This is a genomic window from Paenibacillus sp. FSL K6-2859 (assembly GCF_038008265.1).
GTDB lineage: Bacteria > Bacillota > Bacilli > Paenibacillales > Paenibacillaceae > Paenibacillus_AQ > Paenibacillus_AQ nitricinens.
On the sequence record NZ_JBBOYU010000003.1, the window covers coordinates 100,570 to 117,173 of the forward strand.

Genomic DNA, 16,604 nt, shown 5'->3' on the forward strand with positions numbered 1-16,604 from the left:
ATGTGCATTATAGACACGCTCCAACTCTTTAGTAGACTATTGGATTAGAAAAGAAGAATTCTATTGTTGTAGGTCTTATTTCATCAAGTCAAATTATGTACCAATTCAGATACATATGGGAACAATACAAATCCTATTAGAAGAACAGTTAGACTTGAAAGATCCTTGGTATATTTCATTTTCTCATTTTCATCAGTTTCTTTGCCTATACGAATCAAAACATACATGAGGCAGCCGGCATTGATAATATAAAAGAAACCAGGATGTAATATCAGTTTTAATACAACGTCAATGATTACCATTGCCTGTATGTGTGTCATAGAGACAATTGTAGGGAGCTCAGAAACCTCGAATAACTCAATGTAGATCTTATACAACAGAAGAAGTATTGATAAATTGATCCATTTCTTCATTTTCAACCCTCCGCTAATAATCAAATAAAAAACTAAATTAGGATTAACGTCTTAATCGCTTCCCAATATGAGTAAACCATCTTTACTACCTCTTCTTCATTTGTAAGTAGGGCTATCAGAGACAAAATAATGCTTTCCTTCATATAGAAAGGTTTCATTATCATATTTTGCCTCCTGCACCTCCAAACCCGTTGGCTCCCGGTGGATGGAAAAATGATTCTCACCGATCTTTTGAATAAGATAGTCCAGAGGTATTAATTCAAAATTATGAAATATCTCTTCAGGTGCAGGCATTCGTTTGATTTCACCTTCACGCAACTGTAAAGCCCCCTCATATTCTGGTAAATACGTCACTATGTTTGTCCTTTCGGAGTCAAACTAAGATATAAGTTCACGTATCCAACATCCGACTAATGGAGGATTTAGGAAAAAATTCTTCATTACCTCAAGATTATATTACCTCACACACTCGCTTCTGTAAACGATCGTATACATAATAAGATGTATTATCTTGGAAAATTGTAATTTGATAAGAAAATGATTGGATTTGTTGATATGATGGAATTTATAGTTAGACAATCCTCAGCTTTAGATGACTCACGAGTAGCCGGTTCTCACTCACGCAACGCCGCCTACAATAGAGATTTGTAACATACAATCGACTTTGAAAGTAGTAGTATTTTGAATTGAGATTGATAACCATTTATTTCATAATAGAAAATATCTCAATAAACAAATGGAGTGATAATCTTTGAAAATATTCCCTTTAGATGTTATTAAGCGCGTCTTTCACGATATGACTGTGTTTCAACACGAAGAAATACTTTTAAAACTGTTCAAGTTATGTACTAATGATCAGGAGGATAAATCCCTGAAGGAAAAGGTAGAGTTATATCATTCCAGTTGGGGATATACACTTTTAGATTTGTACAAGACCCACTTACCCCACGAAGTTCCAACAGAAATCCAAATAAAATTTGAATTAACTCCATTCACTCATTTTTTCGCTTCTGAGTTAGCCGAAGATATTACAAATGAATTCAATTTAAAAAATGAAGATCTGATATATATCGAAGATCTCTATGACTCTATAGAACTAGAAGAACAGTTGCTCCCTTCCGAAGACGACTTTACCAACTATATTCTTCAAATTATGCTTTTTCCTCCGCTGATTCAATTGAATGATTTTTTCTCCAAAGCGTACCGATGGCAGGCGCAAAGTGCAAAATCACTGTTAAATACAGTCAATTTCAATGATGTCGAGATGCCCAAATATGAGATTAATTTTGGTCTTTATTTAGCTACTTCCTTTATCAGCCAAGAGACTTATAAGGCAATGGGATTAATGGATGGATTGATAAACTCGCCTGAACTGGCTCCGATGGCTGTAGAGCTAGAGAAGCTAAAAAACTCTATTCCAAACACCATGCCAATAGACAAAGAATTTATCTGCCCGCATTGTGGTATACCTCATGGAGATGTATCGCTTAACCATAATGATGTTTTCTACGTACACCTTACCAAAGCACATATGGATCTTCATGTTCAAGTCGGATTCTACCTCTATAAACAATTCAGACAAGGAATATCTATCCGTTTAATTGATATTATCCAAAACAGTACTGGAACCATAAACACGGTCAAAAACAGTAAATGCATCATTCTTGTCGAAGGCTCCTCGGAAGAAGCTGCACTTCCTGTTATGGCTATTCGAATTGGGAAACCGTTAGCCAGTCGGAATATCCTCGTTATGAATTGCAAATCAAAACAAAAGGTCCTGGAGGCCTTTAAATTATTTCGCAATAACATTCCGAATGTGAAAATCTGTGTTCTTCTTGATAGTGATGCTGAAAAGGAGAAGCGGGAGATTGAGAGAATGATCGAAGGAAGTCTTGACCGATTCAGCTTATCTTTCATCCCTAAAGGTGAATTTGAAGATCTGGTACCACTTCAAATCGTAGCCCAAGCGTTAAACGAGTTATATCCGACGGGGGGAAACGTTTCAGCTTCGAATTTTGATGAAAATCGAGGAATTATCACACAAATCAATTATGTTCTAAAATCTTTCAACTCAAAATTAGATAAGGTTCGTTTCAATAAAAAAGCCTCAGAGTTAATGCATGCTGATGAAGTTCCGGATCTTATTAAGAATCTCATTAATGATGCGTACAAATTATGTGGGATAAAGTAAAATATTTATGTGAAACTACTTACTATGGATGACGAAGCAATTATCGATATTTTTTTACTTTTGATCTGATCTGCATCTGGTCATTCGGTGGACCATATTCTTAATAAAAACTCAATAAGCACTATAAGTTATTCTTTAATCATATAGAAAAAAGCCTGTTATACTTTCGTATAACAGGCTTCCGTTTAATGAAACACATATGGCATAGATGGCCAGAGTTCTAGTTTATAGTATCTCATTGTCATCACTGCTCCTAGTTTGAAACATTGACCATTAACTGATTATTCAATTCTTCTATATCAAAAATGATGACATTGTAATGAAGCTGATTTCCTCCAACCATGGATGGACAGCAGACTCCCATATATCCCCGATTAATTACCTCTTCACCAAACATGAGTAGCCCGGAGCGATCGCAGACAAAGGGCACTCCAAATATACTCATACATGGTCCTGCTCCTTTTTCCATCTGGGCAAGCGTATCAATTAATTCCCCAGCGTACAAATGATAAAAACAATTTTCATCCAATTCAAACTCCACTAAACTGGAAGAGATGATTGATTTAACTTGAGTTGTTGCAAATATCGCTCCATCTTCAAGAATGAATCCTTGATTTAAAATCAGATTCTTTTCTTTTGTAGAGGTCATATAGTTCAGGATCAAAATCTTTCCCTCCTTGTACAAACTAAATGTGTTTGATAATCAACTCTTTGTTACCAAGTAATTAGCTGCAGCATTTTAATCTCGGTAATCTTGGCATTAGAAAATCCGGTTTATTTGTGGAGATACCGTACACTCTGCGCATTACATCTTCACCTGATTCTTCAACAAGTTGAAGATAACAACCGAAAGCACATATACAGGCTTTTAGATTTCCAACTTCCATATAAACATCAATTGTCCGATACGGTACCCCATATTCTTTTAACTGGGTCTGCAAATCCTTAAATGCGTGTTCTCGAACTTTCTCAGATGGGTCGCCAGCTTGTATTATCAACTGCTCTAACTGCCGCTGAAGAACTATTTTCAGTTGCCTCATTTCTACTCGCTCGTTAAATAGCAGCTGCCTTGTTGATCCCTCCCTATCAAGGAGATTGTATCGATCCATAAGCTTTCCTAAAACAACCTTAAATGTCGGAAGGGTTCCCGCTTCGAAACCAATCAAACTGGCTGCCTTTCGGTAGGCAGCCTCTGGCGTATCCATTTCTTCACCTACAAAATAGATGATTTGATCAGTCAATACTTGCATCATTGAACATCCGACGTCAGATTTTCGTTTTTTATACAGCATCAATTATCCCTCCCGAACTTTATCTGAAATTTCCGTGGACAGAATCATTTCCTTTGCATTCTTGGAGTAAAAACTCACCTTTTCTTTCCGCTTTGTTTTTGTCTTCCAGATACACCATAACAAGGCGCAGAGTGCTATTAGAATTCCGTTGTACTCAATCCCACTTACTTTGGTTGAGAAGTCCAATAGAATTTCTATCTTTGCGATAATCTGTGTTGGCATCGTAAAGAAAACCATTATAGGAACTAAACATTTTTTGATATTCATACCTACAGGCCCTCTGTTCCCAAATTCAATTGTATTCTCATCCACCATAAAAACTTTGACTTTTCACTTTGTTTTTTCTCAATCGATGTTGTCATATTTACTTTTTTCCGCTCCCTCGTATCCCGAATGTAAGTTCGGGTATGGTGTTTAATATAGAAAAAGGCACAGCCCTCTATGGGCTGCGCCTAATCTCTTGTAGTTGTTCGCAGGGTAAGCGACTCTATATTATTTTCTATTAAGCCACGCCTCCAAAAATTGGACCTGAAGGTCCGGTGAAAGGGGCTTGCTGAGGTTTCTCCGCTTCCTCTGAAAGGGATCCTCGGTAGAAGGATTGATTTTCTAACATAAATAGCTTCGGTGTCCATTCTTCTTCAGGTCTCATCATCATAAATGCATCTTCAATTCCCTGGAGTCTTGAATCCATCATATCGACGTAATGGATAGCTACCGCTTCGGGTAACCTCGGTTGTACCGGACTCCCGTGCTCAGCTTTATTATGATGTGCGAGGACAACGTGCATTAGATCCTCCACTACATGATCATATATATCAAAACCATAATGAAAACAGGCTTCACTGATCCACAATGTTGCTATTGCAATATGACCAAGGAGTTTACCACGCCGGCTATAATCCGAACAGATCCCCAGCTCGACAAGCAATTCTTCCACTTTGGCGATGTCATGAATGAGCCAGCCAGTTACCATTAAATCCAGATTCAAAAATGGGCGCTGCTCACCATAAAATTCAATAGCTTCAAGACCACGCCACTTATGATATAGTAAACCTCCGAAGTATGCGTGATGAAGATTCTTTGCTGCAGGAAACTCGATTATTTTTTTCCCTGCCTTTTCATAGCAAAATAAAGCAATGTTTCTTAAGACTGGATCACTCACATCTTGAAGACGTTCTTTAATGGCTACAAGCACCTCGTCAAGCTGGATAGGGGCTGATCGCACGAACTCTTGTCGTTTGTAACCATCTGTCCGCTCTGCAAGTCGATGCTGAATTAATTTCAACTGTAAAATTGGTGCCTTATTGGCCGGCTTATAAAGCTGTACCAAAGCCTTTACTTTTAGAAGACGAAACTTTCTATATCGGTTTTCATAATCTTCTTTCTCCTTTGGAGATAATCCCCAAACTTTAGCCTGAAGCTCTCCCGTTTCATCCATCAAATGAATTGTCATGTACTCAGCTGCAGGCCGATTGGTTGTAGCATCGGTTTTATTAAAGCTGATTTCTTTGATCAAATAGAAGCTGGTAATCTCTTCCCCTTCCCGAAGGCTAATAATGCGTCGTCTATCGGGTTGGTACGGATTAACTTCATTCATCATTTCGTCATCCCTTCTTATTAGGAAACACAAAAAAAGACCCTTTTGAATACGAGTCTCTTTTCGCGCTCCATCCGTTATTTTTCTCATACTTTAGCTGAACCAATGTTTAGCTGGGCCAGTATATAGAAAAAGCCCCAACTCGAGAATTTTTCGAGTTAGAGCTTGTATTTGTCGATAAATTTATGGTGTTTCATCTCAAGGAGGGCGGTGGGCTGGGATGATCAAAATTTGATTGGCCATCTACTCAGTTAACCTAACTCATGTCTGCTGTCTTCATGAATAGGGTAACTTAATTAGCCTACATGTACACAGCAACTCCTTACACTTCTGATGGATATTATTCATCAGTCCGCCGTATTCAATAAATTCCTATCTTCATGTTTACACGTGCATAGGTTATTGAATACTTGTAAGTTGTAATTATTTGTATATACTCCTATTATACCTTTAAATCTGTAGCTCTTCAATAATAACTATATAATCACGACAAGGATATGTTCGGTTCCGGGAAAGATTAATGGCACATACAATTAACAACCTAAACGACCTGTCTCAGTTTAAGCCAATCCAGAATTACAGCTAATCAGCGGAAACTATTGAACTCAAAAGACTGCCCACGATTTTGCATTGATTATTTATTGTTTTCTCCTGACAACTTGGATAATTATTAAATAGATATGGTATACTATTGGCATAAGAACATAAAATAAAGACGCGATGCTGTAACATCGCGCCTCAGACAAAGGCCGGTGGGCGACCACGGCGAGATTGTCTACAAGAGAAAAACCACCGGATCAGGAGCCAACCTATTGCCGGTGGTTTTTCTTGTTACGTGCTTTTTTCCAGCTGTTTCGCAAAGTCAATAAACCAGTCGTAATGCTGACCATCTTCACGAATACTTCCAGAATTTTAAGACACAGTTCAAGAAGCGACATGGCGTCACCCCCTTTCGGGTTTGCCATGTCTTTCCCACCGGTAACTTTATCTCACTTAATTATATCATGTAAAAAATAGAAGAAAACTGCTTATAACAGCCTCCAAACTATTATTTTTTATCCCCTACTTCTGTTCTATCAATTCTCCTAGCAATTACTCAAAATACTCACTCATCAACAGAAAATAAAGTGTGTGACTGACATAAACGCCCTAACCTACAGCATACATTTAGGAGCGGTAAAGACTCTATAAATCTACTAGCTGCATCGCTCAGCCTTAGAAGGTAAATCAGGGATTTATCCTAGGACTTCCTCTTTTGGGCTTTTCTTTAGCTTGGTGTATCAAAGTCTTAAATCCATTTATCTTTTTTATATCATCTGGATCTTTTCTTACGTTTCCTATTAAGGCATCACTTAACCAATAATATAGATAAGAACCATTTCCTTCTGCTGTAATCCAATCAAGCAGATCCTTTTGATAAGCGGTAATTCGATGGTGCCTGCTTTCGTTTAATTCAAGTTCATTCACTCGCTTTGTATCATCAGATATATCATAATTACTTTGTTTTTTCTTAGAGACACGGTTTAAACTAGCGTGAATTCGTTCATTTGTCACACTTTTCACTTCCCGATCCTCGCATTTTTTGCTAACTTCTCTATTTTACCATAATTCGTATACGATTAAATTCTATTATAGGAATCCCGGACAAACCGGTACATCCAGGGGGTGAAATCCTATATGAAAATGATTCGTATTCGATCGGCAATGCTGAAGTGTGTCTTATGGGTAACTTTGTTATTCTTCAAATCTTCAGGGAGAGTTAAAGAAGTAACGTGTATTATCCAAAAAAACAATTGATCCTTTCCAGTGCAGTAGGTTATCCATTCTAAGAGGTGGTCTGGAGAGCAAATAAAACCCGGCCTCCGTTACCTGTGACCGAGCCGAACAATAAAAATACCCTCACCAGAATTCCTGGCAAGGGTATTTTTATTGTTTATTTATTGGACTTCGACAGTACTCGTAACATATTCGCCGTAAGTACTTGCTCCATGTTTGCCGCGGACCTTAATCGTATACGTCCCCGTAACAGTTGTTGTAATTGATTTTTTGTAAGTGTAGACAATACGGTCTCCAATTACCTTCCCTATGCCTGAAGCGATTTTCTTTCCGTTTGGATCGTATACCTCGAAGGAATACTTTTCAGCTAAACCATTCACATCATTGATAACCGAAGAGGTAAAGGCATTGTAATTCCCATCAACCTCTACAGTCGCCTGTAGGTCTTGAGGAATTGGTGCTTCCACCATATAGGTCGCGACAGTGACGGTTTGAGTAGCACTGTAAGATGATACTTTTTCAGCCGAATTGTACGTCTCCATCCGGATAGTGTAATCGCCAGCAAGATTGAATACGTAAGTCTTTTCAATGCCATTCGTAACTGCTAAACGAGCAAGTTGTACGCCGGATGCTTTTTTAATGACCATGTACTGATTATATCCCTCAGTACCTTGTCCAACAAAATGAAGGACACCTTCTCCATCTACATCCAATTGTGTTATCGAAGGCGCTGGAGGAACCTCTACCTGAAGAGTACTCGCCTGAATGATACTGACTTCACCGAAAGCACCGAACTTATTCTTAGCAGCAAGACGATACGTATTGGTCGTATTCAGATCAAGTGATGAATCATTGTACGAACTCACCGTCGACAAGTTGACAGTCTTTTCAACTATACCGTCTTCGTTAACTCGCTCCAATCTGTAACCGATCGCACCAGGTACTTTTGTCCATTCCAGTGTGATGCTGTTTTTTGTCTGAGTCTTAGTTTTGAAACCTGAGACATTCATTGCTGGGTCAGTCGGCTGCGGCTTTGGTTCTTCAACCGGAGGTGTTTCTCCTTCAGCGAGTGTACGGACCTTATAAACAACTGGTTCCCCTGACAGCGTACCGTACTTCACTGTGATACGGTATTCATATTCTGTTTTCTCTTGCAGGCCTGTGTCACTGTATCCATCCGAGGAAGATACTAGTGAAACTGTCTTTTCGACTGTTCCATTCAGTACTCGTTCCACTTTGAATGTGGTTACGTTGGCTGGAGCTGTCCAAGTAATACGCAATGATGTGGCCTTTTGATTTGTGACACCCAAGTTCGTAACAACCATAGAAGAACTTGTAAGACTATCCTGTACCACTTTAAGTCTGTTCAGCAGATTTGTTTTCTCAGCACCGGTGTTCAACGCATCAACCAAGGTCTTTGCTAAATTGATTGCCTCCTGAGTTTTAAGTCTCTCAGCTCCTTCAACTGCTACTTTAGCATCGATGAGCTTTGTAGCATTAGCAGCTGCCAAATCCAGTGTTTCCTTCAAAGATGCAAGTCGTCCTTCCAAGCTTGTTTTCTGATCACTTGAATTAAGTGGATTGACTTTAGCAATTGCATATTTGTAATCTGCTAACGTTTTTGACGTTTCTGCCTTCAATACAGCCTGAGTCGCTTCACTGATAGCTGTACCCTCGCTCAGTTTTACGAGAATCGCTTGCAATTGCTCGACCAATTCATTCTTAGCATTACTTGCTGGCAATTGGTTTACCAGATCACGTGCAGCAGTATAGGTCACATTATTGGTGTTTTCTGCCGCTTTCTGGACTGCAGCTCGCGCTTCATCAAATTTCAATTGGTTTGCAATAACGGCGTTGACTACTGCTTGAACAACATTCAGACGAGATGAAAGAGCATTTTTTAGCGTACCTTCATCCAACTTCTCTATAAGAGCAAGAGCAGCCGCAACGTCTTCCGCCTTTTCGCTTCCTTCTGCCTTAATAACCGCAGCATAGGCTTGACCAATCAAATCACTATAATCCAGGAGTTTCTGCACAGCATCAAGGCGCTGATTCAACTTGTCTTTCATAGAAAGATCTTTCAATTGATCGACAAGAGCTCGGGCAGTATTGACATCTGATTGAGATTTGGAAACTTCGGCTTTCAGCACCGCTTGCGTAGCGGCTTGGTTTGATGTTGTACTGTCAATGATCTCCTGGACCGCATCCAACCGTTCTGTAAGTGATGTTTTATCGATGCCTTTTAGTCCATTTACTAAAACTCGAGCGGCTGTCACATCTGTTTGTAAGAAGGTGTCTTCTGCTTTTTCGACTGCTGCAGTTGCGATTTTAACCTTAGCATTATAGTCAATACCTTCCTGAATAGCATCTAAACGGGAGTTTAGTTCTGTCTTTTCTGCTTCGTTGAGTGCTCCCACCAAGCTTCTTGCGGCCGTTACATCTGCCTGGAGCTTAGATTCCTCAGCTTTCACTACTGCATCCGTTGCCTTCTTGACTTTGGCCAAATAATCGACTGCCTTCTGAATTCCATCGAGGCGTGTATTCAGAGCATCTTTGTCTTCAGTATGAAGATCGTTTACCAAAATTCTTGCTGCATTAATATCAACTTGCAATTTCGTACTTTCAGCTTTATCTACTGCGGTGGTTGCTGCTCGAACTTTTACGTTATAATCTACGATTTCCTGAACCTTACTAAGTCTGGAATTCAGTGTATCTTTTTCTACTGAATTCAACGCGTTCACTAAGGTACGGGCTGCATCCACATCATCTTGAAGCAGGGATCCTTCCGCTTTTACTACAGCTGCTGTTGCGGCAGTAACTTTCGCCGCATAGTCGATTGCCGCTTGCACTGTATCCAAGCGTGAGTTGAGCGGAGTTTTATCCGCCGTGTTCAACGCATCAACCAAGGTTCTCGCAGAAGTCACATCTGCCTGAAGTCTCGATCCTTCCGCTTTCACTACAGCTGCTGTCGCCGCCGTTACTTTTGCTGCATAGTCAATCGCGGCTTGCACTGTATCCAAGCGTGCACCAAGCGTCGCCTTGTCAGATGCATTGAGGGCGTTCACCAATGTACGAGCTGCCGTTACATCTACCTGAAGCTTCGACCCTTCCGCTTTCACAACCGCTACTGTTGCTGTCGTAACTTGTGCCGCATAGTCGATTGCAACTTGAACAGCATCCAATCGGGTGCTCAATGGTGTTTTGTCAGATGCATTGAGGGCATTCACCAATGTGCGGGCCGCTGTTACATCTACCTGAAGCTTCGACCCTTCCGCTTTTACTACCGCTGCTATAGCAGCCGTAACTTTCGCCGCATAGTCGATTGCTGCTTGCACTGTATCCAAACGAGTGTTCAACGTTGTTTTGTCAGATGCATTGAGGGCATTTACCAATGTGCGAGCCGCCGTTACATCTACTTGAAGCTTCGACCCTTCTGCTTTTACTACCGCTGCTGTCGCTGTCGCAACCTGTGCCGCATAGTCGATTGCCGCCTGCACTGTATCCAAACGAGCGCTCAACGGTGTTTTATCAGATGCATTGAGGGCGTTCACCAATGTGCGAGCCGCCGTTACATCTACTTGAAGCTTCGATCCTTCCGCTTTCACTACAGCTGCAGTTGCCGTCGCCACTTTTGCCGCATAGTCGATTGCTACTTGTACTGTATCCAAACGGGCGATGAGCGGGGTTTTATCCGCCGTGTTCAATGCATCAACCAAGGTTCTCGCAGACGTTACATCTGCCTGAAGTCTCGATCCCTCCGCTTTCACTACAGCTGCAGTTGCCGTCGCCACTTTTGCCGCATAATCGATTCCCGCTTGCACTGTATCTAAGCGTGCTCCAAGTGTTGCCTTGTCAGATGCATTGAGGGCATTCACCAATGTGCGAGCTGCTGTCACATCTACCTGAAGCTTCGTTCCTTCAGCTTTCACTACCGCTGCTGTCGCTGTCGCAACCTGAGCCGCATAGTCGATTGCCGCTTGCACTGTATCCAAACGAGCGCTCAATGGTGTTTTGTCAGATGCATTGAGGGCATTTACCAATGTGCGAGCCGCCGTTACATCTACCTGAAGCTTCGACCCTTCTGCTTTTACTACCGCTGCTGTCGCAGCAGTAACTTTCGCCGCATAGTCAATTGCTGCTTGTACTGTATCCAAGCGTGTGATAAGTGGGGTTTTATCCGCCGTGTTCAAAGCATCAACCAAGGTTCTCGCAGAAGTCACATCTGCCTGAAGTCTCGATCCCTCCGCTTTCACTACAGCTGCAGTTGCCGTCGCCACTTTTGCCGCATAGTCGATTCCCGCTTGCACTGTATCCAATCGGGTATTTAACGGAGTTTTTTCAGATGCATTGAGGGCATTCACCAAGGTGCGAGCCGCCGTTACATCTACTTGAAGCTTCGTTCCTTCCGCTTTCACTACCGCTGCTGTCGCTGTCGCCACTTTTGCCGCATAGTCGATTCCCGCTTGCACTGTATCCAAACGAGCGCTCAACGGTGTTTTGTCAGATGCATTGAGGGCGTTCACCAAGGTGCGGGCCGCCGTTACATCTACTTGAAGCTTCGTTCCTTCCGCTTTCACTACAGCTGCTGTCGCAGCAGTAACCTGAGCTGCATAATCAATTCCCGCTTGCACTATATCCAATCGAGTATTCAACGGAGTTTTGTCAGATGCATTAAGAGCATTCACCAATGTGCGAGCCGCCGTTACATCTACCTGAAGGTTCGACCCTTCTGCTTTCACTACAGCTGCTGTCGCAGCCGCCACTTTTGCCGCATAGTCTATTGCCGCTTGTACTATATCCAAACGTGCGATGAGCGGGGTTTTTTCCGCTGTGTTCAACGCATCAACCAAAGTTCTCGCATTCGTCACATCTGCTTGAAGTCTCGACCCTTCTGCTTTTACCACCGCCGCTGTTGCTGCCGTCACTTTTGCCGCATAGTCGATTGCCGCTTGCACTGTATCCAAACGAGCGCTCAATGGTGTTTTTTCAGATGCATTAAGAGCATTTACCAAAGTGCGAGCCGCTGTCACATCTACCTGAAGCTTCGACCCTTCCGCTTTTACTACCGCTGCTGTCGCAGCAGTTACTTTCGCCGCGTAGTCAATCGCGGCTTGCACTGTATCCAAGCGTGCGATGAGCGGGGTTTTTTCTGCCGTGTTTAAGGCATCAACCAAGGTTCTCGCAGAAGTCACATCTGCCTGAAGCTTCGTTCCTTCCGCTTTCACTACCGCCGCTGTTGCCGTCGCCACTTTTGCCGCATAGTCGATTCCCGCTTGCACTGTATCCAATCGGGTATTTAACGGAGTTTTTTCAGATGCATTGAGGGCATTCACCAAGGTGCGAGCCGCCGTTACATCTACTTGAAGCTTCGTTCCTTCCGCTTTCACTACCGCAGCTGTAGCAGCAGTAACCTGAGCCGCATAATCAATCGCCGCTTGCACTGCATCCAAACGGACGCTCAATGGCGTTTTGTCAGATGTATTGAGGGCATTCACCAAGGTTCTAGCGGATGTCACATCTACCTGAAGCTTCGAACCTTCCGCTTTTACTACCGCGGCTGTCGCAGTCGTTACTCTTGCCGCATAGTCGATTGCCGCTTGCACTATATCCAGACGGGCGTTCAGCGAAGCTTTATCCGTCGTGCTCAATGCATCAACCAACGTTCGAGCCGATGTTACATCTACCTGAAGCTTTGACCCTTCCGCTTTTACTACCGCGGCTGTCGCAGCAGTTACTTTTGTTCCATAGTCAATTCCGGCTTGCACCGTATCCAAACGCGCTCCAAGCGTTGCCTTGTCAGATGCATTGAGGGCATTCACAAATGTACGAGCTACGTTTACATCTGCCTGAAGTTTTGACCCTTCTGCTTTCACTACAGCCGCTGTCGCTGTCGTAACCTGTGTCGCGTAGTCGATTGCAGCTTGCACTATATCTAGACGGGTGTTAAGTGGAGCTTTGTCCGTCGTATTTAATGCGTCAACCAACGTTCGAGCCGATGTTACATCTGCCTGAAGCTTCGACCCTTCTGCTTTTACAACCGCCGCTGTCGCAGCAGTAACTTTTGCCGCATAGTCTATCGCCGCTTGCACTGTATCCAAACGAGCGCTCAACGGCGTTTTGTCAGATGCATTGAGGGCGTTCACCAATGTACGCGCCGCCGTTACATCTACTTGAAGTTTCGACCCTTCTGCTTTCACTACCGCTGCTGTCGCTGCAGTAACTTTCGCCGCATAGTCAATTGCTGCTTGTACTGTATCTAACCTGGCGATGAGCGGTGTTTTTTCCGCAGTGTTCAACGCATCAACCAAGGTTCTCGCAGACGTCACATCTGCCTGAAGTCTCGTTCCTTCCGCTTTCACTACAGCTGCTGTTGCCGTCGCCACTTTTGCCGCATAGTCGATTGCAGCTTGCACTGTATCTAAGCGTGCTCCAAGTGTTGCCTTATCAGATGCATTGAGGGCATTCACCAAGGTGCGAGCCGCCGTTACATCTACTTGAAGTTTCGTTCCTTCCGCTTTCACTACAGCTGCTGTCGCTGTCGCAACCTGTGCCGCATAGTCGATTGCCGCTTGTACTGTATCCAAACGAGCGCTCAACGGCGTTTTGTCAGATGCATTGAGGGCGTTTACCAATGTACGCGCCGCCGTTACATCTACTTGAAGCTTCGACCCTTCTGCTTTCACTACCGCTGTTGTCGCTGCAGTAACTTTCGCCGCATAGTCGATTGCTGCTTGTACTGTATCTAAGCGTGCTCCAAGCGTTGCCTTGTCAGATGCATTAAGGGCATTCACCAAGGTGCGAGCCGCCGTTACATCTACTTGAAGTTTCGTTCCTTCCGCTTTCACTACCGCCGCTGTCGCTGTCGTAACCTTTGCCGCATAGTCGATTGCAGCTTGTACTGTATCCAAGCGGGCGATGAGCGGTGTTTTTTCTGCGGTGTTCAACGCATCAACCAAGGTTCTCGCAGACGTCACATCTGCCTGAAGTCTCGTTCCTTCCGCTTTCACTACAGCTGCTGTTGCCGTCGACACTTTAGCCGCATAATCAATTGCTGCTTGTACTGCATCTAACCTTGCTCCAAGCGTTGCCTTGTCAGATGCATTGAGGGCATTCACCAAGGTGCGAGCTGCAGTTACATCTACTTGAAGTTTCGACCCTTCCGCTTTTACTACCGCCGCTGTCGCTGTCGTAACCTTTGCCGCATAATCAATTGCTGCTTGCACTGTATCCAAGCGGGCGATGAGAGGAGCTTTGTCTGCGGTATTCAGCGCATCAACCAAGGTGCGAGCTGCCGTCACATCTACCTGGAGCTTTGACCCTTCCGCTTTCACTACCGCTGCTGTCGCGGCAGTTACTTTTGCCGCATAATCAATCGCTGCTTGCACTGTATCCAAACGAGCGCTCAACGGCGTTTTTTCCGATGCATTGAGGGCATTCACCAAGGTGCGCGCCGCTGTAACATCTACCTGGAGTTTCGACCCTTCCGCTTTCACTACCGCTGCTGTCGCGGCAGTTACTTTTGCCGCATAATCAATCGCTGCTTGCACTGTATCCAAACGAGCGCTCAACGGTGTTTTTTCCGATGCGTTGAGGGCATTCACCAAGGTACGGGCTGCCGTAACATCTGCTTGGAGCTTCGACCCTTCTGCTTTCACTACCGCTGCTGTTGCGGCAGTTACTTTTGCCGCGTAATCAATCGCAGCTTGCACTGTATCCAAACGAGTGCTCAGCGGTGTTTTTTCCGATGCGTTGAGGGCATTCACCAAGGTACGGGCTGCCGTAACATCTGCTTGGAGCTTCGACCCTTCTGCTTTCACTACCGCTGCTGTTGCGGCAGTTACTTTTGCCGCGTAATCAATCGCAGCTTGCACTGTATCCAAACGAGCGCTCAACGGCGTTTTTTCCGATGCATTGAGGGCATTCACCAAGGTACGCGCCGCCGTAACATCTACCTGGAGCTTCGACCCTTCTGCTTTCACTACCGCTGCAGTTGCGGCAGTTACTTTTGCCGCATAATCAATTGCTGCTTGCACTGTATCCAAACGGCCTCCAAGTGTCGCCTTGTCAGATGCATTGAGAGCATTCACCAATGTACGCGCCGCCGTTACATCTGCCTGAAGTTTCGACCCTTCTGCTTTCACTACTGCTGCAGTCGCTGTCGTAACCTGTGCAGCATAGTCGATTGCCACCTGCACTATATCCAAACGGGCGTTGAGTTCACCCTTTTCCGGATCATTCAATTTACTGACAAAATTTCTGGCTGAAGTCACATCCGCTTGCAACTTAGATCCTTCCGCTTTTTCAACCGAATTCATGGCTGATCTATAAGTTAATTCATACATTAGACCTGTGACTACAACCGAAGAAACTGTACTCACATTTCCAGCAGCATCCGTTGCTCGAGCGTAAACCGTAGCATCCGCAATTAAACTAATCGGAGCAGTATATTGGGAATAAGTACTTCCATTTGTTGACCATTCTTTAATAACAGAATCAGCCGAATAGTTTATAGTTACTTTTTTAATCCCATCATAAGGTGTTGTATTATCAACGCTGAAAGTAGGTTTTGACGGAGGAATATTGTCAATTCCCGTGACGGTATATCTCCCAGTAACTGATCTCACGCCATCCGATGAATAACTGTATGCTTGTAATACTTGATTATTTACCACTGCATTATATGAACCAGTATAGTTACTTCCATTTACCTTGGGATTTGTTGTACCAGCTGCATAATTAATGTATACGGTCTTAGCTTTAGCTTCACCAGGATTATCTACAGAGAACGTTGGTGCTGCTGGAGGAAAAAGCATCTTTTTAGTAGTGAATGTAAAATTACTATCCTGTGCATAGTAAACCGCTTGAATTGTAATAGTTTTATCATCATTAAAAGTTACAGTTACATTCAGTATTTTATCTTGATCGTTCCATGGTGCATCCGGTAGTTGCCGAGAGTCAAGATCATCCTCAACACCATTAACTATTCTCGATACATAAGCGAGATCCGGGTCATAAATAGTTACACGATATGAATATCCATCAGGCCCAGGTACTGTGAAATTATCAGAATAGACTGTGGTTGAGCTTGCTGCCTGTGCAATGGATGGACCAAAACCCGTAATTCCCCCACCAACTGTCATTGAGCTACCGAGGATCGCTACAGAGAGGGCGAGTTTCCCAATAATAGTCCATTTACCTGTACGCGTTTTTCTTAATAGTGGTCTCATTTACTTACCTCTTTCGAAATAATTTTGTGATAAATTGTCCTTTCAGCGCCTCCCATTCGCTATGGATATAATTTTTTCTTAGTGTTTTCATCATACATACATTCTGTA

Annotated in this window: 10 protein-coding genes; 1 reads left to right on the plus strand and 9 read right to left on the minus strand. The window is 43.3% G+C overall.

Going from position 1 to position 16,604, the window contains the following annotated elements:
* Nucleotides 1-83 precede the first annotated feature (83 nt).
* Both MHB64_RS33090 and MHB64_RS33095 read right to left on the minus strand, forming a co-directional pair.
* Nucleotides 84-413 (minus strand): hypothetical protein, encoded by a 330-nt coding sequence (locus MHB64_RS33090; RefSeq protein WP_280788230.1) that lies wholly within the window; start codon nt 411-413, stop codon nt 84-86.
* Nucleotides 414-509: 96 nt separating this feature from the next.
* Nucleotides 510-731: a hypothetical protein gene (locus MHB64_RS33095; RefSeq protein WP_341136450.1), complete on the minus strand. Its 222-nt coding sequence runs from the start codon at nt 729-731 to the stop codon at nt 510-512.
* Between the two features lie 433 nt (nt 732-1,164).
* Here MHB64_RS33095 and MHB64_RS33100 point away from each other — a divergent pair, with 433 nt between their 5' ends.
* Nucleotides 1,165-2,604 carry a TOPRIM nucleotidyl transferase/hydrolase domain-containing protein gene (locus tag MHB64_RS33100; protein ID WP_341136451.1) on the plus strand — a complete coding sequence of 480 codons (1,440 nt, stop codon included), beginning with the start codon at nt 1,165-1,167 and terminating at the stop codon, nt 2,602-2,604.
* A gap of 253 nt (nt 2,605-2,857) precedes the next feature.
* Here the strand turns inward: MHB64_RS33100 and MHB64_RS33105 are convergent, their stop codons facing one another.
* The 7 genes from MHB64_RS33105 to MHB64_RS33135 all read right to left on the minus strand — a co-directional run bounded on the left by MHB64_RS33105 (nt 2,858) and on the right by MHB64_RS33135 (nt 16,496).
* Nucleotides 2,858-3,268 (minus strand): hypothetical protein, encoded by a 411-nt coding sequence (locus tag MHB64_RS33105; protein WP_341136452.1) that lies wholly within the window; start codon nt 3,266-3,268, stop codon nt 2,858-2,860.
* Nucleotides 3,269-3,329: 61 nt separating this feature from the next.
* Nucleotides 3,330-3,896: a hypothetical protein gene (locus tag MHB64_RS33110; protein ID WP_341136453.1), complete on the minus strand. Its 567-nt coding sequence runs from the start codon at nt 3,894-3,896 to the stop codon at nt 3,330-3,332.
* Between the two features lie 3 nt (nt 3,897-3,899).
* On the minus strand, nt 3,900-4,163 hold the full coding sequence (locus MHB64_RS33115) for a hypothetical protein (RefSeq protein ID WP_341136454.1): 264 nt from the start codon (nt 4,161-4,163) through the stop codon (nt 3,900-3,902).
* Between the two features lie 235 nt (nt 4,164-4,398).
* Nucleotides 4,399-5,496 (minus strand): phosphohydrolase, encoded by a 1,098-nt coding sequence (locus tag MHB64_RS33120; RefSeq protein WP_341136455.1) that lies wholly within the window; start codon nt 5,494-5,496, stop codon nt 4,399-4,401.
* Between the two features lie 806 nt (nt 5,497-6,302).
* On the minus strand, nt 6,303-6,458 hold the full coding sequence (locus tag MHB64_RS33125) for a hypothetical protein (protein WP_341136456.1): 156 nt from the start codon (nt 6,456-6,458) through the stop codon (nt 6,303-6,305).
* A gap of 262 nt (nt 6,459-6,720) precedes the next feature.
* Entirely contained in the window at nt 6,721-7,047 is a 327-nt protein-coding gene (locus MHB64_RS33130) for a hypothetical protein (protein WP_341136457.1), read from the minus strand.
* A 383-nt stretch (nt 7,048-7,430) separates the two neighbouring features.
* The gene (locus MHB64_RS33135; protein ID WP_341136458.1) at nt 7,431-16,496 is read right to left on the minus strand and encodes a fibronectin type III domain-containing protein; all 9,066 of its coding nucleotides are present in this window, start codon (nt 16,494-16,496) and stop codon (nt 7,431-7,433) included.
* Nucleotides 16,497-16,604: the final 108 nt, after the last annotated feature.

Bases quoted from the DNA above. Each gene is read 5' to 3' on its own strand.
- MHB64_RS33090 (WP_280788230.1), bottom strand. From the start codon at position 413: ATGAAGAAATGGATCAATTTATCAATACTTCTTCTGTTGTATAAGATC.
- MHB64_RS33110 (WP_341136453.1), bottom strand. From the start codon at position 3,896: ATGCTGTATAAAAAACGAAAATCTGACGTCGGATGTTCAATGATGCAA.
- MHB64_RS33115 (WP_341136454.1), bottom strand. From the start codon at position 4,163: ATGAATATCAAAAAATGTTTAGTTCCTATAATGGTTTTCTTTACGATG.
- MHB64_RS33120 (WP_341136455.1), bottom strand. From the start codon at position 5,496: ATGATGAATGAAGTTAATCCGTACCAACCCGATAGACGACGCATTATT.
- MHB64_RS33125 (WP_341136456.1), bottom strand. From the start codon at position 6,458: ATGGCAAACCCGAAAGGGGGTGACGCCATGTCGCTTCTTGAACTGTGT.
- MHB64_RS33135 (WP_341136458.1), bottom strand. From the start codon at position 16,496: ATGAGACCACTATTAAGAAAAACGCGTACAGGTAAATGGACTATTATT.